Below are 19,638 nucleotides of genomic sequence, written 5' to 3'. Positions count from 1 at the left end.
TCGGCGCGGCGCCGCCCACGGTGCTCGACCTAGGGATGTCGCGCGCGCAAGTCAAGCGAGGAGTACGATCTTGCCGACATGGGCGCTCGATTCCATCAGCGCATGCGCCTCGGCCGCCTGCGCCAGCGGGAAGGTGGCGTGCAGCACCGGCCTGATCCGCCCGGCCTCGATCAGCGGCCAGACCTCGGCCTGCAGCGCGGCGGCGATGGCGCCCTTCTCGGCGACGCTGCGCGGCCGCAGAGTCGACCCGGTCAGGGTCAGCCGCTTGGCCATCACCTTCTGCAGGTCGATCTCGACCTTCGAGCCCTTGAGAAAGGCGATGCTGACCTGCCGGCCCTCCACCGCCAGCGCGTCGATGTTGCGGGCGACATAGTCGCCGCCGACCATGTCGAGGATCAGGTCGACGCCGCGGCCGCCGGTCTTCTCCTTCACCACCGCCAGGAAGTCCTGCTCGCGGTAGTCGATCGCGACATCGGCGCCGAGGTCGAGGCAGGCGCGGCACTTCTCGGCGCTGCCGACAGTGGCGAAGACGGTGGCGCCGCGGGCCTTGGCCAGCTGGATCGCGGTGGTGCCGATGCCGCTCGATCCGCCATGCACCAGGAAGCGCTCGCCGGCCTTGAGGCGGCCGCGCTCGACCACATTGGTCCAGACGGTGAAGAAGGTCTCCGGCAGGCCCGCCGCCTCGGCCGCGGACAGGCCCTTCGGAATCGGCAGGCATTGCGGCGCCGGGGCGACGCAGTACTCGGCATAGCCGCCGCCGGCGACCAGGGCGCAGACCGGGTCGCCGACCCCCCAGCCGGTGACCTCGGGCCCGACCGCAGCGACGGTGCCGGCGACCTCCAGCCCCGGCAGCGGGCTGGCGCCCGGCGGCGGCGCGTACAGGCCGCGGCGCTGCAGCACATCGGGCCGGTTCACGCCGGCGGCTTCGACCCTGATCAGGATCTCGTCCATGGCCGGCACCGGGCATGGCAGAGTCGCGGGCTTCAGCACCTCGGGCCCGCCGGGGGCCTCGATCGCGATCGCGGTCATGGTCTCGGGAAGGACGCTGGTCATCGGCTCACGCTTCCGTCTCGGGAATGGATGCGGATGATGGCCGAATTGTCATGCGGCCGTCATCCGGTGGTGGGATGAGGCGGCCTAAGGTCGCCCGACGCTGCGGAGGACCCGGGCGCATCGCGCTCCGGGCTTGCCGATCCTGGCGCCGACCGCGAGGATTGTCCATCCGCAGCCGAAGGAGATGGGCGATGGATCCTGAGGACCTCGAACCGCGCCAGCGCAAGGCGCAGCCGAAGCCGCTCGACAGCCTCTCGGTCGCCGAGCTCGAAGAGTACATCGCCGAGCTGGAGGCCGAGATCGCCCGCGCCCGCGGCGTGATCGCCGGCAAGCAGAGCCACAAATCGGCAGCGGATGCGCTGTTCAAGCGCTAGGGACCCGGAACGCCCCCGAAGACTTCCCCACCCGTCATCGCAAGGAACGGACCCATGTTGAAGGGCAAGGTAGCGATCGTCACCGGATCGACCAGCGGCATCGGGCTGGGCATCGCGAAGGTGCTGACCGGCCAGGGCGCGGACATCGTGCTGAACGGCTTCGGCGACGCCGCGGAGATCGAGGCGATCCGCAGCGGCATTGAGCGCGAGCACGGGGTGCGCGCGGTCTATGACGGCGCCGACATGTCGAAGGGCGACGCGGTGCGCGGCCTGGTGGCGGCGACGGTCGAGAGGCTCGGCCGGGTCGACATCCTGGTGAACAATGCCGGCATCCAGTTCACGGCGCCGGTGGAGGAGTTCCCGGCCGAGAAATGGGACGCGATCCTGGCGATCAACCTGTCGGCGGCGTTCCACGGCATCGCCGCGGCGGTGCCGCAGATGAAGCGGCAGGGCTGGGGCCGGATCATCAACATCGCCTCGGCGCACGGCCTGGTCGCCTCGGCCCACAAGGCGGCCTATGTCGCGGCCAAGCACGGCCTCGTCGGGCTGACCAAGGTGGTGGGGCTGGAGACGGCGGGGACCGGCGTCACCTGCAACGCTGTCTGCCCGGGCTGGGTGCGCACGCCGCTGGTGGAGAAGCAGATCAGCGCGATCGCGGCCGACAAGAAGATCAGCCAGGAGGAGGCGGCCAAGCAGCTGCTGGGCGAGAAGCAGCCCTCGATGACCTTCGTGACGCCGGAGCAGCTCGGCGGCACCGTCGCCTTCCTGTGCTCCCCCGCCGCCGACCAGATCACCGGCACCAGCATCTCGGTCGACGGCGGCTGGACCGCTCAATAAGCCCGGCGGACCGCGACGGCCGGGCCTCTTGAACCGGCCGGCGGTCCTTCCCAGATCGTACGGCGTGGCGGTGCCCAGCCGGGGCCGCCACGCTCGCAAACCCGCGGCGCGACCATCCGGTGCGCCGCCCAGGTATCGCTCATATGGAGGATATCCATGCGTACTCTTGACCTGTCCCCGCTGTTCCGCTCGACCATCGGCATCGACCGCATGTCGCGGCTGCTCGATTCCGCGCTGCAGTTCGACACCGCGGCGCCGTCCTACCCGCCCTACAACATCGAGAAGACCGGTGAGGACGCCTATCGCATCACCATGGCGGTGGCGGGCTTCGGGGAGGACGACCTGGAGGTCGTGACTTCCGAGAACAGCCTGATCGTCCGCGCCAAGTCGACCGCCGACGAGGAGGACAAGAACCGGGTCTTCCTGCATCGCGGCATCGCCGGCCGGGCCTTCGAGCGGCGCTTCCAGCTCGCCGACTTCATCAAGGTCACCGGCGCGACGCTGGTGAACGGCCTTCTGAACATCGATCTGGTTCGCGAGGTGCCGGAGGCGCAGAAGCCCCGCACCGTGAAGATCAGCGTCGGCCAGTCCGAGGCGCCGAAGCAGATCGCCGCCTGACGGGGCCGGACGGGGCGCCGCCGCGTCCGGCAGCGCCCCGGTTCCCGAGCCGGAAGACAAAAAAGAGGGCCGCTTCCCGCGGCCCTCGTTTTTTGAAGCCTCGCCTGCTCAACTCGAGCATTGCGCGACGATAAGAGTCATTTTGCCGCTGCGTCAAGCACTCGTTTGGGTCAGAAAAACCCTTTGTTTTGAAGGGTTTTCAGGTTTTTGCCCGACATGTGATGATATGCGCTGAATCGCAACCGCGCTAAATGAACTTAAAAATGTAATATTTCTGAGGGCTTGCCGTTCCGGGCTTAGACCGGGTGGAAACGGGAACGTTACCCGCGGCCATAGCCCGATCGCCGCAATGTCGCGCGGATTTCGTCGAGGATCGCCGGATCGTCGATCGTCGCCGGGACGGCGACGGGAAGCGAATCGGCGATTCGCGCCATGGTGCCGCGCAGGATCTTGCCCGAACGGGTCTTCGGCAGGCGGTCGACGATCATCGCCGTCTTGAAGGCCGCGACCGGCCCGATGCTGTCGCGCACCCGCTGCACCGCCTCCGCCGCGATGACCTCGTCCGGCCGGGCCACCCCCGCCTTCAGCACCAGGAAGCCCAGCGGCACCTGGCCCTTGAGGTCGTCCGCCGCCCCGATCACGGCGCATTCGGCGACGTCGGGATGGCCGGCCAGAACCTCCTCGATCTGCCCGGTCGACAAGCGGTGGCCGGCGACGTTGATGACGTCGTCCACCCGGCTCATGACGAAGACGTAGCCGTCTTCGTCGACCAGCCCGGCATCGCCGGTCTTGTAGAAGCCGGGATAATCCTCGAGATAGGCGCTGCGGAACCGCGCATCGGCCCGCCACAGCGTCGGCGCGGCGCCGGGCGGCATCGGCAGCCGGCAGGCCAGCGCGCCGATCTCGCCGCGTGGCACCTCCCGCCCGTCCGGCCCCAGCACCCGCACGTCCCAGCCCGGCATCGGCCTGGTGGGCGAGCCGGGCTTGACCGGCATCGCCTCCAGCCCCAGCGGGTCGGCACAGATCGGCCAGCCGGTCTCGGTCTGCCACCAATGGTCGATCACGGGCACCTTCAGCAGCCGTTCGGCCCAGCCCAGCGTGTCGGGATCGCAGCGCTCCCCGGCCAGGAACAGGGCGCGGAACCGCGACAGGTCGCGCCCGGCCAGAAGGCGGCCGTCCGGATCCTCGCGCTTGATGGCGCGGAAGGCGGTCGGGGCGGTGAACAGCACCGACACGCCATGCTGCTCGGCCACCCGCCAATAGGCGCCGGCGTCGGGCGTGCCGACCGGCTTGCCCTCGTACATCACGCTGGTGCAGCCGGCCAGCAGCGGCCCGTAGACGATGTAGGAATGGCCGACCACCCAGCCGACATCGGAGGCGGTCCACATCACCTCGCCGGGCTTGAGCCCGTAGATCGCGGGGATGCTCCAGGCCAGGGCCACGGCATGCCCGCCATTGTCGCGGACGATGCCCTTGGGCTGGCCGGTGGTGCCGGAGGTGTAGAGGATGTAGAGCGGATCGGTCGCCGCCACCGGCACGCAGCCGGCGGGCTCGGCCGCGGCCTCCAGCGCCGCCCAGTCGTGGTCGCGGCCCGGAGTCATCGCCGCCTCGCATTGCGGCCGCTGCAGGATCACGGTGGCCGGCACCTTATGCTTCGCCAGGCCGAGGGCGGCGTCGAGCAGCGGCTTGTAGGCGACGATGCGCGACACCTCGATGCCGCAGGAGGCGGAGACGACCAGCTTCGGCTCGCAATCGTCGATCCGCGCCGCCAGCTCGGGCGCCGCGAAGCCGCCGAACACCACGGAGTGCACCGCGCCCAGCCGGGCGCAGGCCAGCATGGCGATCGCCGCCTCCGGCACCATCGGCATGTAGATCACCACCCGGTCGCCGGGGCCGACGCCCAGGGTCCGCATCGCCCCGGCGAAGCGGGCGACGCGGCCGGTCAGCTCGGCATAGGTGAAGCGCCGCACCGTGCCGGTGACCGGGCTGTCGTGGATCAGGGCGATGCGGTCGCCATGGCCGGCGGCGACATGGCGGTCGAGCGCGTTGAAACAGGTGTTGAGCCGGCCGCCGGCGAACCAGCGGAAGAAGGGCGCGTTGCCGCCGTCCAGCACCCGGTCCCAGCGCCGGTCCCAGTCGATCGCGGCGGCGGCCTCGCCCCAGAATCCCTCGGGGTCGTCGAGCGCGCGGCGATAGGCCTCGGCATAGGCTCCCATGGCGTCCTCCCGTGTTTTGCGAAGCCTAGCGCCGCCGCGGCGCCGGCGCGAGGGTCTGTCCCGCTTTCCGCCCGGGCCGGCGCGGTGCCAGAATATGCCGGACAGGGAGTCCCAACCGATGCCGCACGCCTACGACACCGATCTCGACCGCAACCCGGCCAATTACGTGCCGCTGACGCCGATCTCCTTCCTCGGCCGCACCGCGCTGGCCCATCCGGACCGGACGGCCGTTGTCTATGGCGACGTGAAACGGAGCTGGCGCGAGACGGCGGAGCGCTGCCGCCGCCTGGCCTCGGCCCTATCCCGCCGCGGCATCGGCAGGAACGACACGGTGGCGGTGATGGCGCCGAACGTGCCGGAGGCGTTCGAGGCGACCTTCGGCGTGCCGATGGCGGGCGCCGTGCTGTGCGCCCTCAACATCCGGCTCGACGCCGCGGCCATCGCCTTCCAGCTGCGCCATTCCGAGACTCGGGTGCTGCTGGCCGACCGGGAATACGCCGCGGTGGTGCGGGACGCGCTGGCGCAGCTGGAGGCGCCGCCGGTGGTGGTCGACATCGTCGACCCTGCGGTGGCGGGCGAGCCGATCGGCGATCTCACATACGAGGACCTGCTGGCCGAGGGCGACCCGGCCTGGCCGGGCGTGATGCCCGGCGACGAGTGGGATGCGATCGCGCTCGGCTACACCTCCGGCACCACCGGCGACCCGAAGGGCGTCGTCACCCACCACCGCGGCGCCTATCTGAACGCGCTCGGCAATGTCGTCACCTGGGGGATGCCGCATCATCCGGTCTATCTCTGGACCCTGCCGATGTTCCACTGCAACGGCTGGTGCTTCCCCTGGACGATCACGGCCATGGCCGGCACCCATGTCTGCCTGCGCCGGGTGGCGGCGCGCGAGATCTACGCCGCCATCGCCGATCACGGCGTCACCCATCTCTGCGGCGCGCCGATCGTCATGAGCATGCTGCTGAACGCCCCGGCCGGGGAGCGGCGCGATTTTCCGCAGGCGGTGCAGATGATGACCGCCGCCTCGCCCCCGCCGGCGGCGGTGCTGGAGGGGATGGCCCGGCTCGGCATCAAGGTCACCCATGTCTACGGCCTGACCGAGGTCTACGGCCCGGCCGTGGTCTGCGACTGGAAGCCGGAATGGGACGCCCTGCCGGCCGGGGAGCAGGCTCGGCTGCAGTCGCGCCAGGGCCTGCCCTATGTGGTGCAGGAAGGGCTGATGGTGGCCGACCCCGAAACCCTCGCCCCGGTCCCCGCCGACGGGCAGACGCTGGGCGAGGTGTTCATGCGCGGCAACATCACCATGAAGGGGTATCTGAAGAACAAGGCGGCGACCGAGAAGGCCTTCGCCGGCGGCTGGTTCCACACCGGCGACCTCGGCGTCATGCACCCGGACGGCTATATCGAGCTGAAGGACCGGTCGAAGGACATCATCATCTCCGGCGGCGAGAACATCTCGACCATCGAGGTCGAGGGCGTTCTGTACCGCCACCCGGCGGTGCTGGAGGCGGCGGTGGTGGCGCGGCCGGACGAGAGATGGGGCGAGACCCCCTGCGCCTTCGTCACGCTGCGGCCGGGGGCAGAGGCGACGGCGGAAGAGATCATCGCCTTCTGCCGCCAGCACCTGGCGCATTTCAAATGCCCGAAGACGGTGGTGTTTGGCGAGCTGCCCAAGACCTCGACCGGCAAGATCCAGAAATTCGTGCTGCGGGACCGGGCGCGGGCGCTGTAAGGCTACCCTGGCCTGGCCCCATCGAGAAAGCCGTGGATGGCGGCGGCGACCTCTGCCGGGGCCTCCAGCGGCGACAGGTGTCCGACGCCCGGCAGGGACAGCAGGGTCGTGCCGCCGATCCGGCCGACGACCTCGCGCCGAAGCGTCTCGACCGTGTCGATCCGGTCTGCCTCGCCGCCGATCACCAGCGTCGGCACCGCGATCCGCGTCGCCTCCCGGGTGAGATCGAGAGTCATGCCGCGTTCGGGCCAGGCGCGCTTCGCCGCGGGGGCGCCGCACAGGCTGTCGGCGATCACCTGCTCCCGGAGCGCCGAGTTCAGGGGCCTCGCCGCCAGCACCTCCAGCGCCGTCTCCACGGCCTCTCGCGAATCGTACGCATGGGTCATGGCCCGGCGCTGCTCATCGAGAATCGCCATCGGTGCCGGCGGCGCAGGGGCGACGAGGATGAGGGCCTCGAGCCCGGCAGGGCGGCGCGAGGCCAGCAGCTGCGCCACCTTGCCGCCCATCGAGTGGCCGACCAGGACATAGCGGGTCAGGCCGAGGCGCTGGATCAGAGCCGTTGCATCATCGGCCAGAAGCGGCAGGTCGAATGCGGCGGCATTCTTGTCGGATCCGCCCCATCCGCGCTGATCGGGGGCGATGCAGCGATGGGCGGCGGCGAGGCGGTCGATCACCCCCATCCAGGTCCTGCCGGACCCGCCCCAATAGTGCAGGAACAGCAGGGCCGGCTCGCCCTGTCCCTGGTCACGGACGTTCAAAGTGACCCCGTTCACCGTGTGGCGGCTTTCCTTGATATGCATCGGTCGTGCTCCTTGCTTCTGCCGACAGGAAACATGGAGAGCCCCGAATGATCCGATAATCGATGCTGTATTAAACTCACTCTGAAACACAGCTTTGGAATGAGCGATGGATCGGCTGACCAGCATGGCGGTCTTCACACGCGCGGTCGACGACGGCAGCTTCGCCGCCGCCGCCCGGCATTTCGGCATCTCGCCCGAGATGGCGGGCCATCATGTGCGCGGCCTGGAGGCGCATCTCGGCGTGCGCCTGCTGAATCGGACGACCCGCCGGCTGCACCTCACGGAAGCCGGGCGGCAATATTATGCCCGCTGCAGCCGGATCCTGGCGGATGTCGAGGAGGCGGAGACCGAAGCCGGTGCGCGCCAGGCGGTGCCCCGCGGGCTGTTGCGCGTGGCGGCGCCGGGGACATTCGGCGTGCTGCGCCTGGCGCCTCTCATCGGCGATTACGTGCGACTCTATCCCGAGGTGTCGGTCGACATCGTGCTGTCCGACCGCTTCGTGAACCTGATCGAGGAAGGCTTCGACGTCGCGCTCCGCATCGGCGCCCTGCCGGATTCCAGCCTCGTCGCCCGGCAGGTCTCCTCGGCGCGTCTTGTGGCCTGCGCCGCGCCCGCCTATCTGCAGCGGGCCGGGACGCCGGAGGCGCCCGCCGATCTGGCCCGGCACCCCTGCCTGATCTATGCCGAAACGGCCGCACCCCGCCTCTGGCAATTCACCGATGCGGGCGGCCGGACGGAGACGGTGCGCGTCTCGGGGCCGGTCACCGCGAACGGCACGGAGTTCCTGCTCCGTCTCGTCCTCGACGGGCATGGCGTGATGCTGGCGCCGAGCTTTCTGGTCGATGCCGAGATCGCGGCAGGGCGCCTGACGCCGGTGCTGACGGAATGGCGTCTCCGCGACCTGCCGGTCCACCTTCTCTATCCCCATCGTCCGCTGCTGGCGGCGAAGGTGCGAAGCTTCATCGACTTTCTCGTGGCCAGGCTCGGCTGACGGTCGGCTCAGCGCGGCGCTGGCGCCGCCTCGGCGGTTCCCGGGCCGTCGGACGCGGGCTCCACCGCCGCCAGGTCGGCGCCGCGGGTTTCGCGCGACAGCAGCACGCACAGGATGCCCGGCACCGCCATCAGCGCGGCGTAGACCGCGACGGATTGCGGCGTGCCGGTCCAGCCCAGGAGGGCAGTGCCGATCAAGGGCGCCACCGACCCGCCGACGACCGAGGCGACCTGGTAGCTCACCGACATGGCGGTGTAGCGCACCCGGGTCGGGAACAGCTCGGTGAAATACGCCGACATGCTGCCGACGATGATGCCGTGGCAGGTCAGGGTCAGCAGCGTGACCTGCAGCACCGTTTCCGGCGCCGTCCCGGGCGGCAGGGTGAACAGCAGCGCCGCGGCGCCGATGCCGCCGACGAGGCCCAGCAGCATCACCGGCCGCCGGCCGACCACGTCGGAGACCCAGGCCGCGGCCATGATCACCGCGACCTCCAGGATCGAGCCCCAGAACAGCGCATCGGACCCGACGCCGCGGGCGAGACCGAGGAACTGCACCACCAGCACCAGGAAGAAGGTGGTGAACAGGTAGAACAGCGTGTTCTCCGCCGCCTTCACCAGGAACACCTGGCCCATCGGCCGCCAATGGCTGCGCAGGGCCTCGGCCAGCGGCGCCGCCGGCACCTCGCGGCGCTTCGCCGCCAGCTCGGCGAAAACCGGCGATTCCTCGACCCGCCGCCGCACCCAGAGGCCCAGCAGCACCAGCACGATCGAGAACAGGAAGGGCAGGCGCCAAGCCCATTCGGCGAAGCCGGCCTCGCCGTAATGCGCGGTCAGGGCGCCGATGGTGGCGGCGGCCAGGACATTGGCGGCCGGGCCGCCGATCATCGGGAAGCTGGTCCAGAAGCCGCGCCGCCGGCCGGGCATGGATTCGGCGACGATCAGCAGGGCGCCGGTGGCCTCACCGCCGACGGCGATGCCCTGCAGCACGCGCAGCGTGACCAGCAGCACCGGCGCCAGCACCCCGGCTGAGGCATAGGTCGGCAGCAGGCCCATGGCGAAGGTGGCGGCGCCCATCATCAGCAGGCTGACCACCAGCGCGTTCTTGCGGCCGATCCGGTCGCCCAGTGCGCCGAACAGGATGCCGCCCAGCGGCCGGGCCAAGAAGCCGATGGCGAAGGTGCCGAGGCTCAGCAGCACTCCGGCCAGCGGATCCTCGGTCGGGAAGAAGGCCCGGTCGAACACCAGCGTGGCGCAGAAGGCGAAGATGAAGAAGTCGTACCACTCGATGATGGTGCCGACGGCGCTGGCGAACAGCAGGCGCACGCGCTCCGCGATCGAAGTCGTCTGGGCCATTTGTCCTCCCCTCGTTCTTTGGTCTGATCGCCCGGACTTCCGCCAAGCACCGGGCTTGCCGCGGCCGCGCCCTCGCGTATGGTCGGGCGGGCCCGTCTTGATCGGCGGCCAATCTCGTTTCATATGAAACGAATGTCAAGCGGCGGGGAGGCCGGACGATGCGGGACCAGGCGGTGCGGGCGGCGGCGGATTTCGACCTCGAGGCGTTCCTGCCCTATGAGCTGTCGGTGGTCAGCAACCGGGTCAGCCGCACCTTCGCCCGGCGCTATGCCGACGCCTTCGGGCTCAGCATTCCGGAATGGCGGGTGATGGCGATGGTCGGCCGCTATGCGCCCCTGTCGTCGAACCAGATCTGCGAACGCACGGCGATGGACAAGGCCAAGGTCAGCCGGGCGGTCAGCCGGCTGATCGCGGCGGGCTACCTCAGCCGCGGCACGCATCCGGCCGACCAGCGGCTGATCCAGCTCGGCTTCACCCCGGCCGGCCGGCGGGTCTATGATGCGATCGTGCCGCTGGCCCAGGAGATCGAGGCCGAGCTGATGGCCGCCTTCGAGCCGGGCGAGCGCGAGGTGCTGCGCCGCCTGCTGCGCAAGCTCGACGCCCGCGTCTCCAGCCTCGGCACCCCGCCCGACGCCGGCGGGGAGGATTAGAGGCCGAGCTCCGATCGGCCGGCGCCGATCACGCCTTCAGATGCCTCAGCCGTGCGGGCAGCAGCCACTTTCGATTGTCCTGGAACCAACTCCGGATCGCTGCGACCGTGCCGCGGATGGAACAGGACCATATCGATGCATCGATCCGTCGCGTGCTCGAGTCGGTGGCGGGTGGGCCGGGCCGGGACGCGGCGGTCGAGATCAAGCCGTTGCGGGGCGGCCTGGAGGCGGCTGCGGTCGCGCAGGTCACGGCTCGGTACCGCGACCACGAAGGGCGTTCTCGAACGACGCGATTCGTCGTCAAGCAGCTCACCGGGCGGCCTGCCCGCGAGGCGCTGATCTACCAACGCCTGGTGTCGGCTCATGCCGCCCATATGTCGCCCCGCCTCCTGGCCGTCGACCGGCCGGCCCGGGATCTCACACTGCTGTATCTGGAGCGGATCCGACGGGTCAGCGCATGGGTATGGCGGGATATCGCGGCCGGTCGGAAACTGCTGACCCAGCTGGCGGAGTTCCACCAGAGGGCGGCGGAAGCGCCGGAAAGCGTCCGGGACTGGGACTATGAGGCGGAGCATCGCGATCTCGCCGTGGAAACGCGAGATGCGCTCGATCGCTGCCGGCAGGACGCGGATCTCTCGGTGCTCGCGCGCGCTCTCCCGGCGACGGACCGCATCGTGCGTGCCCGGGACAGGCTGCGCTCGCAACTCCGGTCCGAGCGGGGCTTCCAGGCGCGCCCGATCCATGGCGACGTCCACCCGGGAAACGCCGTCGTCCGACGGCGCCAGCGCGCCGACCAGCCCGTCCTTCTCGACTGGGCGCGGGCCCGGATCGGGTCGCCGCTCGAAGATGTCGGCTCCTGGCTCCAGTCGCTGGGGTTCTGGGAACCCGAGGTCCGCCGTCGCCACGATGCGCTTCTGCGCCATTACCTGACGGCCTACGGCATGGAGGATCGGCTGCTGCCGCATATCCGGGCGACCTATTGGCTCGCCGGTGCCTCGAACGCCCTGTCGGGCGCCCTGCTGCACCATCTGCGGACGGCAGGCGATGCGACGCAGAGCCTGAAGCAGCGATCGCTCTCATTCGACGCCGCGCAGGCATGGCTGCGCGTCATCCGTCGCGCCGATGCGTATTGGAGCTGACGGGGCGTCGTCGTCCCCGGTCGGCCGTCACGGATGCAGCGACAGCCCCTTCAGCACCTTGTCGATGTCCTTCCGCTCCTCGTGCAGGGCGAAGCCGACCAGGTCCAGCGCCTCGGCCGGCACCACCTGCACCGCCGCGCGGTTGGCCTCGTCGTAACCGGTGGCGAAGAGGTCGGCGGTGTAGACCGCCATCCGCAGGTTGCGGGCCAGGGCCCGGGCATGCGCCGCCTTCAGCGCCTCGGCCGGTCCGGCGAAGACCAGCACCGGCTGGCGGAGCATCGGCAGGTACAGGTTGCCCGAGCCGTCCCGGTAGGGCTCGCCGATCAGCTCGGGCCTCGTGCCGGCCAGGCCGGCGACGGTGAAGGCGGTGACGTTCAGCTTCTGCCACACCGGCAGATCCTCGCGCAGGACGACGGCGATCTTGGTGTCGAAGCGCATGCTTCCTCCTCGTGACCGGGCCGGATGCTAGGAACAGGGCGTCGGGCCGGCTTGTACGATCGTGCTGTGGCGGCCGCGGCCGGGGCGGCCTAACATGCCGCCATGGGCAGCGACGAATGGGTCACGGTCGGGCTGGACCAGCGCTTCGGCGTCGAGCGCTTCCGCGCCCATTTCACCGCCCATTGCTACGAGCGGCACGCGCACGAGACCTACGCCATCGGCCTGACCGAGGCGGGGTCGCAGAGCTTCACTTGCCGCGGCGCCACGCACAGCACCCGGCCGGGATCGGTCATCACCTTCAACCCGGCCGAGATCCATGACGGGCATGCGACCAATGCCGAAGGCTTCCTCTACCGCATGCTCTATGTCGAGCCGGAGACGGTGTCCGCCGTGCTGGACGATGCCGGCATCCGCCTGCCCTGGGCGCTGGGCTTCCCGGCCATCCTGTCCGAGGACCCGGCCCTGGCAGCACTGATCGCCCGCACCGTCGACGCCTTCGCCGAGCCGGGCGCGACGCTGGCGCGGTCGGAATCGCTGGCCGCCATGCTGGTGGCGCTGGCCCGCCGCCTGGCCGGGGCGCCGGCGCCGACCCTGCTGCATCCGGGCGACGCCGCCTTGGCGCGGGTGCGCGACCATCTGCACGCCCATCTCGGCGAGGACGTCACGGTGGAGGACCTCGCCGCCGTGGCGGGGCTGAGCCGCTTCCACATGTCCCGCGCCTTCGCCCGGCGCTACGGCGCACCGCCGGCGACCTATCTGCGCTGGATCCGGCTGGAGCGGGCGAAGCGGCTCCTGGCCACGGGCGAGGCGCCGGCCCAGGTGGCCGCAGCCACCGGCTTCACCGACCAGGCTCACCTGACCCGCCGCTTCAAGGGCGCCTACGGCATCACCCCGGCCTGGTTCCAGAAGGCGGCGCGGGCGGCCTAGGCCGGCGGCCCCAGCCGTTCCACCACCTCGTCGGCGATCGAGAGGCAGGAGGTCAGGCCCGGGCTTTCGATGCCGAACAGATTGACCAGGCCGGGCACGCCATGTCCCTCCGCCCCCTGGATCACGAAATCCGCCGCGGCGGCGCCGGGCGGGGTGATCTTCGGGCGGATGCCGGAATAGTCCGGCTGCAGCGCCCCGTCCGGCAGGGCCGGCCAGTAGCGGCGGATGGCAGCGTAGAAGCTCTCGGCCCGCGCCGGGTCGACCCGGTAGTCGATCACGTCGACCCATTCGACGTCGGGGCCGAAACGCACCCGGCCGGCGAGGTCGATGGTGGCGTGGGTGCCGAGGCCGCCGGGCACCGGCACCGGATAGACCAGGTGGCGGAAGGGCGGGCGGCCGGACAGGCCGAAATAGTTGCCCTTGGCCAGATAGGGCTGCGGCACCGATGTCTCGGGCACGCCGGTGATGCGGCGGGCGACGTCCGGCGCCGACAGCCCGGCCGAGTTCACCACCCGGCGGGTCAGCAGCTCCATGCCGCCGTCCTCGGTGGCGATCTCCAGATGCAGCCCCTCGGGTGTGACCGAAGCCGCCTCCAGCCGGCTGTGATACGCGATCATCGCGCCGCGGGCCTCGGCGTCGCCCAGCAGCGCCAGCATCAGCCCGTGGCTGTCGACGATGCCGGTGGAGGGCGAGAACAGCGCCGCGGTGCAGGCGATCTCCGGCTCCAGCGCATGCGCCTCGTCGGCCGTCAGCGGCCGCAGCGCGTCGTCCTCTCGCGTAAGGCCGTTGGCCCGGGCCGAGGCTTCGATCCGGGCCAGGGTCGCCGCCTCGGCCTCGTCGGTGGCGACGATCAGCTTGCCGCAGCGGTGATAGGTGATGCCGTGGTCGTCGCAGTAGCGGTACAGCGCCCGCCGCCCGGCGACGCAGTGCCGGGCCTTCAGGCTGCCCTGCGGGTAGTAGATCCCGGCGTGGATCACCTCGCTGTTGCGGGCCGAGGTCTCGGTGCCGAAGGCGTCCGCCGCCTCCAGGATGATCACCTCCTGCCCGGCCAGGGCCAGCGCCCGGGCGACGGCCAGGCCGACCACCCCGGCGCCGACCACGACGGCGTCGACCGTGTCCGTCATGTGCGCAGCTGCGCGACCGCCCGGGCCACGCCGCGCAGCTCGGCCAGGCCCTTCAGCCGGCCGATCAGGGAGTAGCCGGGGTTGGTCTTCTTGTGCACGTCGTCGGCCAGCAGATGGCCGTGGTCCGGCCGCATCGGGATCTCCCAATCCGCGCGCCCGGCGGCCTTGCGCGCCCGCTCCTCGGCCATCAGCGCGTCGATGATCGCCACCATGTCGGCGCCGCCCTCGAGATGCTCGTCCTCGAAGAACGATCCGTCGGGCTCGACCGTGACGTTGCGCAGATGGGCGAAGTGGATGCGCGGCGCGAATTCCCGCGCCATCGCCGCCAGGTCGTTGTCCGGCCGCGAGCCGTAGGAGCCGACGCAGAGCGTCAGCCCGTTCGCCGTGCGGTCGACCATGGCCAGGATCGCCCGGGCATCGGCCGGGGTGGAGACGATGCGCGGCAGGCCGAACAGCGGGAAGGGCGGGTCGTCGGGATGCACGGCCAGGCGGGCGCCGACCTCCTCCGCCACCGGCACCACGGCGGCCAGGAAGGCCTTGTAGTTGGCGCGGAAGTCGTCGGCGGTGATGCCGTCATAGAGCGCGAGGCGGCGCTCGAACCCGGCCCGGTCGTTGACCGCGCCGGCCACGCCCGGAAGGCCGGCGATGATGGTCTTCTCGAGCTCAGCCGTCTCGCTCTCGCTCATCGCCGCCACGCGGTCGCGGGCACGGGCCAGCACCTCGGGCCTGTGGTCGGCCTCGGCGCCGCGGCGCTTCAGGATGAAGGCGTCATAGGCGGCCATGTCGACCGCGTCGAAGCGCAGGGCGTAGCCGGTGGTGGGCAGCCGCCACATCAGGTTGGTGCGGGTCCAGTCGACCACCGGCATGAAGTTGTAGCAGACGGTCTTCACCCCGGCCGCGGCGACGTTGCGCAGCGACTGGGAGAAATTGGCGATGGCCTCGGCCGCGCCGGCGCCGCCGGTCTTGATCACGTCGGGCAGGGGAATGCTCTCGACCACCGACCAGACCAGGCCGGCGCGCTCGATCACCGCCTTGCGCTCGGCGATCTCGGCCTCCGGCCACACGCTGCCGTCCTGGCGGTGGTGCAGGGCGGTGACGATGCCGCTCGCGCCCGCCTGCTTGACATGGTCCAGCGTCACCGGGTCGTCCGGGCCGAACCAGCGCCAGGTTTCCTTCATCGTCTCCGATCCCTCATCGCGTGTTGATCTTGTTGCGGCCGACCAGCGGGTACTGCTCGACCTCGTAGACCTGGCCGGTGACCGGCGCCGACCGGTCGGACAGCCAGAAGACGGCATGCTGCGCCACCTCCTCCGGCCGCAGGATGCGGCCGGTCGGGGCGAAGGCGGGCGGGATGTGCTCGGCCCAGTCCTCCGGCCGGCCCTCGCGGCGCTGGATCTCGCGCTCCGTCTCCGTCAGGGTCCAGCCGACATTCAGCTGGTTGACCCGGATGCGCTCGGCCGACAGCGCGTCGCCCAGGTTGCGCGTCATCGTCATCAGCGCCGCCTTGGACATCGAATAGACCAGCAGATTGTCCTGGCCGCACAGTGCGTTGACCGAGCCGATGTTGACGATGGCGCCGCCCATCCCCCGGGCGCGGAAGGCGCGCACCGCCTCGCGGCACAGCAGCAGCGGAGCGCGGGCGTTGACGGCGATGATGGCGTCGAAGGCGGCGGCGTCGGCCTGCTCCAGCGTCGTGCGGGTCAGGACGGCGGCATTGTTCACGAGGCCGTCGATTCGCCCATGGGCGCGGAGCGCCGCATCGACCACGATTCCGGCGGCCTCCGGCTCCGACAGATCGGCCAGCACCGAGGCGGCGCCGCCGAGCTCGGCCGCGGCCTTGGCGAGGGCATCCGGCTCCACCCCGTGCAGCATCACGGTCGCGCCTTCGTCCCGGGCCGCCCGGGCGATCGCCAGGCCGATGCCGGAGGAGGATCCGGTGACCAGAATGACCTTGCCCTGAAGCATCGCGCCGCCTGTTCCCATGCAACCGACCCGGCCTTCATAGCGAGTCTACAGGGCCTTCCGAAAGGTCAGGTTTATCCGCTGGCGGCCGAGCAGCGCATGGCTGCCGTCCGGCAGCGGGGCGACGCCGTGGAAGGCCAGCCGCGCCGGACCGCCCCAGACCGCGACGTCGCCGTGCTCCACCCGCACCCGGCGTGGCGGGTCGCTGCGCTGCAGCCCGCCGAACAGGAAGGTCGCGGGCAGGCCCAGCGAGACCGAGACGATCGGCGCGCCGGTGTCGCGCTCGTCCCGGTCCTGGTGCAGCGACAGGCGGGCGCCGGGCTCGTAGCGGTTGATCAGGCAGGCGTCGGGCGCGAAGGGGCCGAAGCCGGCCTTGATCGAGGCGGCGTCGGCCAGCGCGGCGAAGATCTCCGGCATCTCCGGCCAGGGCCGGCCGGCGATCGGATCGATCGGATCGTAGCGATAGCCGCTGCGGTCGCTGACCCAGCCGACCCGGCCGCAATTGGTCATCGCCACCGACATGCGGTAGCCGCCCGGGGTGACCAGGTGGCGGAACGGCGCCTGGGTTTCGACCGCCCGTACCGCCGCGACCAGCGCCTCCGCCCGGTCGCGGGCGAAGCCGCGCAGCAGCACCGCGCCCTGGGCCAGCGTCTTTTCGGTCGGTCCCGGGGCAGGAAGGCTGTCGAACAGATCGGACATCATGCTCCGTATCCTAGCTCGCCGAGAGGAGACGCCCACCCGTCCCTTGCGGCCGAATTCGGCGCAAGAAGCGGAGTGGCGGGATCGCGGCGCGCTGCGATCCTTCCGGCCTCACCCCGCCCGAGGACGCCCATGCTCACCCTCTACGACTACCTGCCGTCGCAGAACGCCTACAAGGTCCGGCTGCTGCTGTCGCATCTGCAGCTTCCCTACCGGACCGAGATCATCAGCATCTTCGAGGGCGAAGGCCAGCGGCCGGAATATCTGGCGATCAACCCGACCGGCGCGGTGCCGGCGATCCGGCTGGAGGACGGCCGGGTGCTCGCCGAGTCCGCCGCCATCCTGGTCTTCCTGGCCGAGGGCACGCCCTATCTGCCGGACGACCGCTTCGCCCGGGCCAAGGTGCTGCAATGGCTGTCCTTCGAAGGAGACTACGTCCAGTCCACGATCGGGACGCTGCGGCACTGGACCATGACCGGCAAGCTGGCCCGCCGCCCGGCCGCGCTGGTCGAGGCCAAGCGGAAGGGATCGCTGAAGACGCTGGCGATCCTCGACCGGGAGCTGTCGCAGCGCACCTGGCTGGCCGGGCCGGCCTACGGCATCGCCGACATCGCCGTCTTCGCCTATGTCCACCGGGCAGAGGAGGCCGACCTGCCGCTGTCGGACCACCCGCATGTGACGGCCTGGATCGACCGGGTCCGGTCGCAGCCGCGCTTCCTGGCCGAGACCTTCCCCTATTCGATCGACCCGCATTCGGTGAACGAGCTGCCGTAAACCCTCACTCCGTCGACCGGAACCAGCGCTCGCCGGTGTCCTCGGCGCGGCGCCGCTCCAGCTCCTCGTTGTAGCGGCGCAGGGCGTAGGCCTCGCTGACATAGCCGATGATCCGCCGCTCCTGCGCGTCGCTGACCACCGGCAGGGTCTCCGTCTCCGCCGCCTGGAACAGCTCCAGCGCCGTGCGGACCGTCTGGCCGGGCAGCAGCATGTAGGCGGCGGCGTGGCGCAAGGCGCCGATCTCGGTGGTCTCCGCCTCGGCGTCATAATCGGCGCTGTGCGCGTCCGACACCTGCACCACCCCGGCGGCGCGGCCGGCGGCGTCGGTGACGAAGACGCGCTGGGTCGACCCGACCGGGAACTGCCGGCGGAAATCGGCCACGGTCGTCGTCTCCGGCACGCTGCGGGCGTCGCGCCGCATCAGCCGGGCGACGGTCAGGTCGCGGATCCAGCCGACGTCCTGGGCGCCGCGGATCGCTTCGCCGCGCAGATGGAAGCGCCAGGTGGCGAAGGAGTAGCCGAACAGGTGCCGCACCACCGCGGCGGCCACCACCACCCCGACCATGACGCCGATGGTGATGGAGAAGTCGCCGCTCAGCTCCAGCGCCAGGAAGGTCATGGTCAGCGGCCCGCCGATCACCGCCGCCGCCATCGACGCCATGCCGACCAGGGAATAGGCGAGATGCTCGACCGGATGGCCGGGCAGGGCCAGCGCCGCCAGCTGGGCCAGGATGCCGCCGAACAGCGCGCCGGTCAGTAGCGAGGTGAAGAACAGGCCGCCGCGGAAGCCGGCGCCGAGCGAGATCGCCGCCGCGGCGGTCTTGGCGACCAGCAGCAGGGCCAGCGCCGCGAGGGGCGGCGCCATGGTCAGGTCGGCGTAGAGCGCGCCGTGGCCGGAGCTCAGCACCTCCGGGAAGCGCAGCGCCATCACCCCGACCACCAACCCGCCCACGGCCGGCCGCAGCAGCTGCGGCAGGGCCAGGCGCCGCATCGCCCGCTCGGTCCAGGTGACGCCCTGCATCATCAGGATGCCGAGGCCGGCGCAGGCGAGGCCGACCAGAACGAACAGCGCGTAGTCGGCGGCGTGCAGGCCGGTGGTCCAGGTCACGGTCAGGAACGGGCCTTCGTTCAGCAGCACGCGCGCGACGGCCGTCGCCGCCAGCGCCGCCGCCACCACCGGCGCCAGCGTCGCCGCCGTGTAGGCGCCCATGATCAGCTCGAAGGCGTAGAAGGTGCCGGCCAGCGGCGCGTCGAAGGCGGCGGCGATGGCGGCCGCGGTGCCGCAGCCGACCATGGTGCGCAGATCGGCCCGGCGCAGCCGGAAGATCTGGCCGATGCGCGAGGCGAATCCGCCGCCGATCTGGGTGTAGCCGGCCTCCATCCCGACCGAGGCGCCGACGCCGCTCGACATCAGCGTGGCGCCGGCGACGACGAAGCCGTCGCGCAGCGACATCCGGCCGCCGTAGAGGGCGTTGGCCTCGATCGGGTCGACCGGCGGGCGGGGCCGCCAGCGGCCGATCGCCCACATCACGGCACCGAAGGCCAGGCCGCCCAGCACCGGCACCAGCACGGTCAGCACCGGATCGATGTCGGTGCTGGCGCTGAGGCGCTGGCCGCTCGGCAGGCCGAACAGCAGCTCATGCGCGATCTGCAGCGCCCAGCGCAGGGCGACGACGCCGAGGCCGACGATCACCCCGATCGCCACGGCCAGCAGCGGCAGGGCGATCTCGTTGGCGCGCACGGCGGTGCGCAGCCGGGTCCACAGATGCAGGCGCAGCAGCTGCCGGCGCAGGAAAGGGCGCTGGGGCGGGGAGATTGTCGCGTCTTCGGCCTGGGGCGTGGCCATGGTCGCCGCCGTATCGGGAAGTCCCGTCCTTGTGGCCGAGGCGGCAGGCCGGCGCAAGGGATCGGGGCTCGACGAATGGTCGCAACTGGGGTCTAACGGC

General features: G+C 71.0%; 19 protein-coding genes. 9 read left to right on the top strand and 10 right to left on the bottom strand.

From position 1 onward, the window contains the following. Positions 1-51: 51 nt before the first annotated feature. Complete coding sequence (locus G537_RS0106765) at positions 52-1,053, bottom strand: NAD(P)H-quinone oxidoreductase (protein ID WP_026869456.1); 1,002 nt, start codon at positions 1,051-1,053, stop codon at positions 52-54. 191 nt (positions 1,054-1,244) lie between these two features. Here G537_RS0106765 and G537_RS0106760 point away from each other — a divergent pair, with 191 nt between their 5' ends. From G537_RS0106760 to G537_RS0106750, 3 genes are all read left to right on the top strand, one after another. Next, positions 1,245-1,427: a DUF1192 domain-containing protein gene (locus G537_RS0106760; RefSeq protein ID WP_026869455.1), complete on the top strand. Its 183-nt coding sequence runs from the start codon at positions 1,245-1,247 to the stop codon at positions 1,425-1,427. A 54-nt stretch (positions 1,428-1,481) separates the two neighbouring features. Then, the gene (locus G537_RS0106755) at positions 1,482-2,264 is read left to right on the top strand and encodes a 3-hydroxybutyrate dehydrogenase (RefSeq protein ID WP_026869454.1); all 783 of its coding nucleotides are present in this window, start codon (positions 1,482-1,484) and stop codon (positions 2,262-2,264) included. 156 nt (positions 2,265-2,420) lie between these two features. Beyond that, positions 2,421-2,882, top strand: a complete 462-nt coding sequence (locus G537_RS0106750; protein ID WP_026869453.1) for an Hsp20 family protein — start codon at positions 2,421-2,423, stop codon at positions 2,880-2,882. 320 nt (positions 2,883-3,202) lie between these two features. Here the strand turns inward: G537_RS0106750 and G537_RS0106745 are convergent, their stop codons facing one another. Next, complete coding sequence (locus G537_RS0106745) at positions 3,203-5,098, bottom strand: propionyl-CoA synthetase (RefSeq protein ID WP_026869452.1); 1,896 nt, start codon at positions 5,096-5,098, stop codon at positions 3,203-3,205. Positions 5,099-5,216: 118 nt separating this feature from the next. Between G537_RS0106745 and G537_RS0106740 the strand changes: the two genes are divergently transcribed. Continuing rightward, complete coding sequence (locus G537_RS0106740) at positions 5,217-6,836, top strand: acyl-CoA synthetase (protein ID WP_026869451.1); 1,620 nt, start codon at positions 5,217-5,219, stop codon at positions 6,834-6,836. Positions 6,837-6,838: 2 nt separating this feature from the next. On the opposite strand, the gene G537_RS0106735 is transcribed toward G537_RS0106740, so the two are convergent. Continuing rightward, positions 6,839-7,636, bottom strand: coding sequence for an alpha/beta fold hydrolase (locus tag G537_RS0106735; protein ID WP_026869450.1), 798 nt, complete (start codon positions 7,634-7,636; stop codon positions 6,839-6,841). Between the two features lie 106 nt (positions 7,637-7,742). Here G537_RS0106735 and G537_RS0106730 point away from each other — a divergent pair, with 106 nt between their 5' ends. Beyond that, positions 7,743-8,627, top strand: coding sequence for a LysR family transcriptional regulator (locus G537_RS0106730; RefSeq protein ID WP_026869449.1), 885 nt, complete (start codon positions 7,743-7,745; stop codon positions 8,625-8,627). A gap of 8 nt (positions 8,628-8,635) precedes the next feature. Here the strand turns inward: G537_RS0106730 and G537_RS0106725 are convergent, their stop codons facing one another. Continuing rightward, positions 8,636-9,979 (bottom strand): MFS transporter, encoded by a 1,344-nt coding sequence (locus tag G537_RS0106725; protein WP_211230305.1) that lies wholly within the window; start codon positions 9,977-9,979, stop codon positions 8,636-8,638. A 158-nt stretch (positions 9,980-10,137) separates the two neighbouring features. Here G537_RS0106725 and G537_RS0106720 point away from each other — a divergent pair, with 158 nt between their 5' ends. After that, on the top strand, positions 10,138-10,629 hold the full coding sequence (locus G537_RS0106720; protein WP_051248036.1) for a MarR family winged helix-turn-helix transcriptional regulator: 492 nt from the start codon (positions 10,138-10,140) through the stop codon (positions 10,627-10,629). Positions 10,630-10,745: 116 nt separating this feature from the next. Beyond that, on the top strand, positions 10,746-11,768 hold the full coding sequence (locus G537_RS0106715; protein ID WP_026869446.1) for an aminoglycoside phosphotransferase family protein: 1,023 nt from the start codon (positions 10,746-10,748) through the stop codon (positions 11,766-11,768). 27 nt (positions 11,769-11,795) lie between these two features. On the opposite strand, the gene G537_RS0106710 is transcribed toward G537_RS0106715, so the two are convergent. Next, complete coding sequence (locus tag G537_RS0106710; protein ID WP_026869445.1) at positions 11,796-12,206, bottom strand: DUF2000 family protein; 411 nt, start codon at positions 12,204-12,206, stop codon at positions 11,796-11,798. 102 nt (positions 12,207-12,308) lie between these two features. Between G537_RS0106710 and G537_RS0106705 the strand changes: the two genes are divergently transcribed. After that, positions 12,309-13,133 carry an AraC family transcriptional regulator gene (locus tag G537_RS0106705; protein WP_026869444.1) on the top strand — a complete coding sequence of 275 codons (825 nt, stop codon included), beginning with the start codon at positions 12,309-12,311 and terminating at the stop codon, positions 13,131-13,133. On the opposite strand, the gene G537_RS0106700 is transcribed toward G537_RS0106705, so the two are convergent. Genes G537_RS0106700 through alkB form a run of 4 tightly spaced genes read right to left on the bottom strand, consistent with a single transcriptional unit; the run spans position 13,130 to position 16,921 of the window. After that, positions 13,130-14,257, bottom strand: coding sequence for an NAD(P)/FAD-dependent oxidoreductase (locus G537_RS0106700; RefSeq protein ID WP_026869443.1), 1,128 nt, complete (start codon positions 14,255-14,257; stop codon positions 13,130-13,132). The two genes, G537_RS0106705 and G537_RS0106700, sit on opposite strands and share 4 nt — an antisense overlap. After that, positions 14,254-15,435 carry a mannonate dehydratase gene (uxuA, locus tag G537_RS0106695; RefSeq protein WP_026869442.1) on the bottom strand — a complete coding sequence of 394 codons (1,182 nt, stop codon included), beginning with the start codon at positions 15,433-15,435 and terminating at the stop codon, positions 14,254-14,256. The genes G537_RS0106700 and uxuA overlap by 4 nt, the downstream gene beginning before the upstream one ends. 13 nt (positions 15,436-15,448) lie before the next feature. Then, positions 15,449-16,222 (bottom strand): oxidoreductase, encoded by a 774-nt coding sequence (locus G537_RS0106690; RefSeq protein WP_026869441.1) that lies wholly within the window; start codon positions 16,220-16,222, stop codon positions 15,449-15,451. 45 nt (positions 16,223-16,267) lie between these two features. Continuing rightward, positions 16,268-16,921, bottom strand: a complete 654-nt coding sequence (gene alkB, locus G537_RS0106685; RefSeq protein ID WP_026869440.1) for a DNA oxidative demethylase AlkB — start codon at positions 16,919-16,921, stop codon at positions 16,268-16,270. Between the two features lie 129 nt (positions 16,922-17,050). Between alkB and G537_RS0106680 the strand changes: the two genes are divergently transcribed. Further along, the gene (locus G537_RS0106680) at positions 17,051-17,692 is read left to right on the top strand and encodes a glutathione S-transferase family protein (protein ID WP_026869439.1); all 642 of its coding nucleotides are present in this window, start codon (positions 17,051-17,053) and stop codon (positions 17,690-17,692) included. 4 nt (positions 17,693-17,696) lie between these two features. Here G537_RS0106680 and G537_RS0106675 read toward each other — a convergent pair whose 3' ends face one another. Next, the gene (locus tag G537_RS0106675; RefSeq protein ID WP_051248032.1) at positions 17,697-19,538 is read right to left on the bottom strand and encodes a chloride channel protein; all 1,842 of its coding nucleotides are present in this window, start codon (positions 19,536-19,538) and stop codon (positions 17,697-17,699) included. Between the last annotated feature and the right edge of the window lie 100 nt (positions 19,539-19,638).

The organism is Inquilinus limosus DSM 16000 (assembly GCF_000423185.1).
In the GTDB taxonomy this organism is placed as follows: domain Bacteria; phylum Pseudomonadota; class Alphaproteobacteria; order DSM-16000; family Inquilinaceae; genus Inquilinus; species Inquilinus limosus.
Note: the sequence above shows the minus strand (reverse complement) of the source record. Positions and strands in the feature narration are given on the sequence as shown.